Raw genomic sequence first — 5,145 nt, 5'->3', positions numbered from 1 at the left:
GTATTATTGGCAGCTGATGTGGCCTTAAGCGCGACGATGATATGGATCAATGTAGAGAAACTTATTGATTTACAGAACGGGAATGCCAACACGAACCCGTCCTTGCTGGGCATAGACCAGTCATTGTTAGATAAGCTGGGTATTGCCTTGGCTATCGTAAACTTAGGTATATTGCTTAAGTATGGCATGTATGGGGCTGCGAATAAACTGGCGAACGGCCGGNGTTAGATAAGCTGGGTATTGCCTTGGCTATCGTAAACTTAGGTATATTGCTTAAGTATGGCATGTATGGGGCTGCGAATAAACTGGCGAACGGCCGGAATATAGCGGCGTTGGACGAAGCGTGGGACGTGTATAAGTCTAAGCCGAAAATACCGCCAAAATCGAAAACAAAGCCTATAAATAAAGAGGCGAGTAAAGGCGGTCCCGGTGTCAATCGACCGATTGATGAGTTTGATGATACAGCTATTTATCAGGGTGCGGGTAAGAGTAGACCAGAGCCTCCGCATGCAACAGGTGGGAAAGTTGAGGGGACGGGAAAAGGTAAGTATTTAACCGACCCTGCGGAAATGAGACCATATATTATACCTCCTAGAGATGGGTTTGATGCCTTTTTAGAGAGGAAATATATTGAGATTAGAAAGATTGGGTTGGAGGACATATCTATAGTAGCAAAGAATACTGGTCTAACCGAGCAAGAAATAAGTGACATGAAAAAACATTTATTTCTTGACACACATCAGCTATCAATAGACGGAGTGCCGTATAAGGAACTATACTTTAGAGCGGATCAAGATATTGCTTACGCATGGCAATTAGCTCAAAAAAAAGAACTTACAGTTGAGGAAAGAGATTGGTTTAGACAATTAGCGAATCATGAATTGAAAGAAAAAGAATTAATGGATAAAGGAATGCCGCTAATGGATCTTTCTACTTGGAATCCGAAAACTGAAAGATTTGATCCCGACCCTGGGAAAAATGCACATGATAAAGCAAATGTAACAGATCCTAACCCTGGAGAGTTTCCGAAATATAATGCTAACAAGGATTATTGGGACCATTCTGACACGGATAGTAATAATTACTAATATGAGGTGAGAGAGATGCATCTGGAAAAGGCAATTTTAAAAATAAATAATATCAATTGGAAATTAGTTGGTGAGGTGAACGAAAAAGGCGACTTGGGTTATGAATATCTGAGAAGATTAGCGCAGTTTTTTAAAGAGAAACAATTGAAACCAAGACAACCATCTTTTTCGAACTTAGCTAAATTGTTGGGTGATGAAGATGAAATGGAAATTTCAATTTTTTGTAATTCAGACGTTATTGAGTTTTTCAATAGGGATGCGAGCATGAAAAGCGTAATTGAATGGTACTTGCAATTGGCAAGATATGCAGATAAGCATCCTGATGTGAGTCCATATTTATGTGTGTACGAGCCTCTAATTAGAGTATTGGAACGAGGGGGTTCATTTTACATGAATAATGTAGGGCTAGAAGTCAAAAATGAAGGGTATTATCCTTTAAATAATTGGTTTGAAAAGTTTGTTAATAAAGAACCAATTGAAATAAGTGATCTTTGATGGGTATGTAAGAGCCTGTTAATATCTATATGTAAACCGACTTACTTCCCCCAATAATAAGATCGTATAACATAACCAACTAAGCCACAATACGAGATTTCCGCCCGTATTGTGGTTTTTTTCGTTCTCTGAATGTGGAGTCAGGTTTGAGGGGACGGGACAAGCTGGACATAGGTTTCCAACAAGACTTATCAATCCAGAGACAGAAGGTCATATTCTTCAAAGGGTGTCAGAATTAAAAGGTAGATTATCTAATGGTGCATTGAATAAAAGTGGAGCAAACTTTGGCTATGCAGAAGTTAATATTCCAGGAATAAAAAATGAATTCTATGCACACAGTCAAGTAGATGGGCCTTCACCACCACACCAGCCTGGGATTAATTACGACGGTTTTTCATATAAACCACAAGGCGAAGTGAGGTACCCGGCAGAGGATGCTCCTAATATTTTGGGAAAATTATATCAAGAAATAGTGATACAGAGCATAAAATAATAAATGATTTAGCTAGCCAACTTGGTCCGCCAAATCCGAATATAAAGGGAAGAATGAAACTATTTACAGAAAATGATACATGTATAAGCTGTAATAAAAATATTAGTGGTTTTCAAAAAGATTATCCAGGCATTACAATAGAAGTTATTCATAATGGTGATAATAAAGTTCCAAAAAAATAAGAGGTGATTTATATGGCATGGCAATATCAAGATTTAATAGATGAATTCTATTGGGATATCGAAAGGTACAAAAAAGAATATTATAGTCACGACGAAGCAATCAACATGACATTTGATGAATTTTATTCTGAAAGCATCGTTGATGAAATGGAAAAAGCGTTAATATTCATCGTATATGTTGAGCTTTCATTACAGAACCCAAGAATTTTTAGTAAAACAAAAGATATTCTTATTTATGAATTAGAGTCAATCAATTTAGAGGAAATTGAAAGTCAAATAAAAGATGGACAACTAACACAAAAACAATTTGAGGAATTATCAAGTCGTAAAGAAAAGGCTTTGCAAGAAATAAAACTAATGCCTATTGATTTGTGTAATCAGGCAAGATGATACTACACAGAGATTACGAATGCAGTTAGTGATTTCTGTTTAGAGCTTTTTGCCAAAAATACGAATGGAGATGAGATCACAAAACAAGTACTGTGTCGGTATAAAAGGAGTTGTGACCGTACTCTGAGTACAAAAATTACATTGTACGTGACATTGGCTGAAATGCTAGTGAAAAACAATCAGATAATTTCTAAAGAACTGCTTGATGAAATAAGTAGCTTTAAAATAAATTTAATTAATGATGAACTTGATTTAGATGAAAAAACAGATCTTTTGAAACGTGTGCAAAGTTTAGTAGAGTAATAATTTAGATTTTTGCTTTTGACTGTCCAGAACTGAAAAGGAGAGTAAATATGGAGTGTATGCCGGAGTATGCTGCTAATATTATTGTTGGAATTAATAATAAGAATGATTTTTCTTGGTATGTAACAGATAAGAGTTTTTGGATAATGGATTTAATTAAAAGACAACAAGAATTTTTGAGTAATGGATATGAATATGATATGGAACATCTTTTAGAATCTCGATTCTTCATTAAAAATGTGAATGAGGATACTATAGATATATATTTAGAAAATTTAAGTAAGTATAAGACTAGCTCATTGGAATTGAAAAAAATCATAAAAGAAGAGAAATATGATGATACGATCCTATCTTTAAATCCATCTTTATTTATTGATGTTGACAAGAAAATGTTACTTTCTAGTTTTCCAGAGATGTTTCCATTTGAAAGGTATGCACCTGATAACTGGATTGGTGAGTACAAAGATTTTGACGATTATATACCTGATTCAGAGAAATATTGGCTGGATGAAGGCGTAGATCTAATTAGTATTATTTATCAAAAAGAAAATGAATGATTAATGGAGGCTAAAAAAATGAGTGATAAGTTAACAATACTAAATGAAAAATTCAAGAGAGAAGGTAGTGAAGTAGAGGTTGATGGCTTAACTATTTTTATTGATGGTACCTTGAAAAAGGTGTTTGATAAAATCAAAGCGGAGAAAGGTTATAATGATTATTCTGAAATATTACGTGATGCCTTGATACAAGGCATTAATAAAATCATAAAGGAATAATAAGCATCTCACAAAAATTTTATTGAAAAAAGATATTGCAATATAACAAGGAGCTTATTCCACTTAAAAAGGTGGGGTAAGCTTTTTTTTGCGTATGCTTATTCGTATCAATTACTAATTAATTTTATTGATTTTATATATAGATAAGGCCAGGTCGTCATTAAAGGGATTGAAGTGCTGATGAATCAGTAGGCAATGAACACCATAGATAGGAGAACAAGCGATGCACGATATGGAAGGGTGGCAGCATTTTTTAGAAGAGGATGTTATCCCGCAGCGCAATGCGCAAATTCGGGCGTTGCATCATTATTATGTGAAAAATAAAGCGTGGATTGCGGCGGAGTTCACCGCGCTTTTTGACCGTTTTTGCCAAGCGGTGTTAGCTCGGCAGCAGGAAGGGCTTTTGCAGAAATGTGCCTATATCCACATCTCCTTGCTGCGGACAAGTCTGAGCGAAGGGCATCCGGTCTATATGCTGGAAGCGAGCGACAGGGAGACGGATGGCAAGGTGGGGCTGACTTCTTTTCGCTATGAGGCGGGGTGGATTTATGGCTTCGCAGAGGCTTGGGATCAAGGCTGAGACGGATGGCAAGGTGGGGCTGACTTCTTTTCGCTATGAGGCGGGGTGGATTTATGGCTTCGCAGAGGCTTGGGATCAAGGCTGCGAGGAGCGGCGCAAGCGGTATATGAACCGGATTGAACGCCATTCGTTTGAGGTTTGGATGAAGGAGCAGCTGTATCCGTTTCATGTGTATATGGTGCATGCGGCGCGTTATGCGATGGATGCGATTCGGGAGCTGGCTTCTTTTCAGGAGATGGAGAAGGATGATTCGTTTGAGGTGCGAGTAGGCGAATACCGGGATCAAGAGATCAGCGAGTCGGTCTATTGCGTGAAGGAGCGGCAGCGGACGTCGATTACGTGCAAGGGCTGGCTGGAAAACAAGCTAGATCAGGACTATATCTATGAGCATATCGCTGGCGTGAACCTGATGCGTGGGGAGTACGAAGGAATCGATGTGAATTATACGAGATTTGAAGAGGTGACGCTGACGGGCAGCACGCTTGCGAACAGCCGGATGCTGGGCACAAGATTCGAGCGGTGTGTGTGCGATCAGGCGGATTTTCAAGATTGCCTCGTCTATGATGCCGATTTTCGCCATTGCGACCTGACCTATGCGCGGTTCGATGGCGTCCTCGGCAATCGGGACTATGTGGCAGAAGAGCATGGTCTCGTGTTCGGGATGAACGGCGTGCAGTTCCAAGGGGCAGACCTGACGTATGCGAGTTTTCGGGGTGCGAAAATCGCGGCAGACTTTACGGGAGCCGAGCTGCTTGAGGTGGATTTCACTGGAGCAGATTTAACGGGCAGCCGGATGCTGGAGCGGGATGCGCTGCGGGTGGAGCTGACGGAGGAGCAG

General features: G+C 39.2%; 9 protein-coding genes. All 9 read left to right on the top strand.

All coding sequences use genetic code 11. The annotated features are described in order from the left end of the window. Positions 1-1,103: 1,103 nt before the first annotated feature. A complete protein-coding gene (locus ASF12_RS18650) occupies positions 1,104-1,583 on the top strand; it encodes a hypothetical protein (RefSeq protein WP_056037820.1) in 480 nt (159 codons plus the stop codon). Between the two features lie 226 nt (positions 1,584-1,809). After that, positions 1,810-2,076, top strand: coding sequence for a hypothetical protein (locus ASF12_RS18645; RefSeq protein WP_056037816.1), 267 nt, complete (start codon positions 1,810-1,812; stop codon positions 2,074-2,076). Beyond that, the gene (locus tag ASF12_RS36585; RefSeq protein WP_081418910.1) at positions 2,040-2,258 is read left to right on the top strand and encodes a deaminase domain-containing protein; all 219 of its coding nucleotides are present in this window, start codon (positions 2,040-2,042) and stop codon (positions 2,256-2,258) included. The genes ASF12_RS18645 and ASF12_RS36585 overlap by 37 nt, the downstream gene beginning before the upstream one ends. A gap of 12 nt (positions 2,259-2,270) precedes the next feature. After that, a complete protein-coding gene (locus tag ASF12_RS18640; protein ID WP_056037813.1) occupies positions 2,271-2,648 on the top strand; it encodes an Imm3 family immunity protein in 378 nt (125 codons plus the stop codon). A gap of 168 nt (positions 2,649-2,816) precedes the next feature. After that, positions 2,817-2,951 carry a hypothetical protein gene (locus tag ASF12_RS36190; protein WP_268795450.1) on the top strand — a complete coding sequence of 45 codons (135 nt, stop codon included), beginning with the start codon at positions 2,817-2,819 and terminating at the stop codon, positions 2,949-2,951. Between the two features lie 50 nt (positions 2,952-3,001). Then, positions 3,002-3,508 carry a hypothetical protein gene (locus ASF12_RS18635; RefSeq protein WP_056037812.1) on the top strand — a complete coding sequence of 169 codons (507 nt, stop codon included), beginning with the start codon at positions 3,002-3,004 and terminating at the stop codon, positions 3,506-3,508. Positions 3,509-3,526: 18 nt separating this feature from the next. Next, the gene (locus ASF12_RS18630) at positions 3,527-3,727 is read left to right on the top strand and encodes a hypothetical protein (RefSeq protein ID WP_056037809.1); all 201 of its coding nucleotides are present in this window, start codon (positions 3,527-3,529) and stop codon (positions 3,725-3,727) included. 223 nt (positions 3,728-3,950) lie between these two features. Next, positions 3,951-4,307, top strand: coding sequence for a hypothetical protein (locus ASF12_RS18625; protein WP_056037806.1), 357 nt, complete (start codon positions 3,951-3,953; stop codon positions 4,305-4,307). Next, the coding region (locus ASF12_RS18620) for a pentapeptide repeat-containing protein (protein WP_056037803.1) at positions 4,276-5,145 on the top strand (870 nt) is incomplete at its 3' end. The genes ASF12_RS18625 and ASF12_RS18620, both read left to right, overlap by 32 nt.

This window comes from Paenibacillus sp. Leaf72, assembly GCF_001422685.1.
Lineage (GTDB): Bacteria > Bacillota > Bacilli > Paenibacillales > Paenibacillaceae > Pristimantibacillus.
The sequence above is the reverse complement of the archived record's forward strand: the minus strand, read 5'-3'. Positions and strand labels throughout refer to the sequence as shown.